Source organism: Gordonia sp. NPDC062954 (assembly GCF_044543825.1).
GTDB lineage: Bacteria > Actinomycetota > Actinomycetes > Mycobacteriales > Mycobacteriaceae > Gordonia > Gordonia tangerina.
In genome coordinates this window covers 1-1,334 of record NZ_JBITWL010000076.1, presented here as the reverse complement: position 1 = coordinate 1,334, position 1,334 = coordinate 1, and the positions used below count along the sequence as shown (strand labels likewise).

Annotated in this window: 1 protein-coding gene and 1 other annotated feature; the gene reads left to right on the top strand. The window is 61.5% G+C overall.

From position 1 onward, the window contains the following. Positions 1–52 precede the first annotated feature (52 nt). Positions 53–1,302, top strand: a protein-coding gene (locus tag ACIGKQ_RS25345) for an IS3 family transposase (RefSeq protein ID WP_287016493.1) whose coding sequence is annotated in 2 segments (ribosomal slippage) — positions 53–347 and positions 347–1,302 — 1,251 coding nt in all. Because the reading frame shifts where the segments join, the coding sequence is not laid out codon by codon here. Beyond that, positions 337–468 (top strand) — a sequence feature (AL1L pseudoknot). Its footprint overlaps the gene before it by 132 nt. Positions 1,303–1,334: the final 32 nt, after the last annotated feature.

The window sequence follows — 1,334 nt, the reverse complement described above, 5'->3', positions numbered from 1 at the left end:
TGAGCCGTCCTGGGTCTGGTGGAGACCGTGATCTCACCAGGAGAATGTCGGTATGGCTGCACCACGCAAGTTCGATCAGGAGACTCGTGAGCGGGCGGTTCGGATGTATCACGACCGTCTGAAGGAGGCGGGTGAGTCCAAACTCAGCGCCCGCAAGCACGTCGGCGGACTGCTCGACATCAACCCCGCGACGCTACGCAATTGGATCGAGAAGGACGCCCCGATCGACTCGGCCGAGGGCGCCAAGACGGTCGCCGAGCATGAGTCCGAGGTGCGTGCTCTTCGGCGCGAGAATGCCGAATTACGTAGGGCAAATGAGATTTTGAAGACAGCATCCGCGTTTTTCGCAGCGGCGGAGGTCGACCGCCGACTGCGGTGATCGTCGAGTACATCGACGCTCACAAAGCCAGGTTCGGGGTCGACCCGATCTGCCGCGTGCTCACCGAGCACGGGATGCAGATCGCCCCGTCCACTTACTACGCACGCAAACAAGCCGGCCAGGTCCCCGAATCGGTGCTGGCAGAAGCTTACGAGGCGCACGCGGTCTACCAGGTGTGGGAACGCAACCGCAGCGTCTACGGCGTCCGCAAAATGTGGCATGCGATGGATCGTGCCGGGGTTCGGATGGGCCGCGATCAGGTCGGTCGACTTATGGGGATCTGCGGTGCCGCCGGTGCGGTCCGCGGCCAGCACCGCACCACGACGACCACCCGCGATGATCGGGCGCCTCGTTTCCCGGATCATGTTGATCGGCAATGGGATCGTCCCGATGCACCGGATCAGCTTTGGGTGGCCGATTTTACGTATGTGTGGACGTTGGCGGGGTTCGTGTATGTGGCGTTCCTCGTGGACGTGTACTCGCGGCGGATACTCGGGTGGCGGGTGATGTCGACCAAGCACACACCGTTGGTGACCAGTGTCGTCGAGCAAGCGATGTCAACGCGACGAAGAGGCATATTCGGTTTCACCACAACAGGTTTGGTGCATCACTCCGATGCGGGAAGCCAGTACACATCGTTGGCGTTCTCGGCAGCATTGCGCGACGCCGAGATCACCGGCTCTATTGGATCTGTCGGTGATGCCCTCGACAATGCCCTGATGGAATCGACGATCGGGTTGTACAAGACCGAACTCATCGACGGTCGGACCTGGTCAGGATGCGGCGACGTCGAACGAGAAACCGCCGCCTACGTGGCCTGGTTCAACACAACGCGTCTGCACTCGTCGCTGGGCTACCAGACGCCGATCGACTACGAAACCAGCTACCGTGAGCGCGTCACCCCCGAAACGGAGGTGGCATAACCAAGGCCTCCACTCGACCCAGGACGATTCAA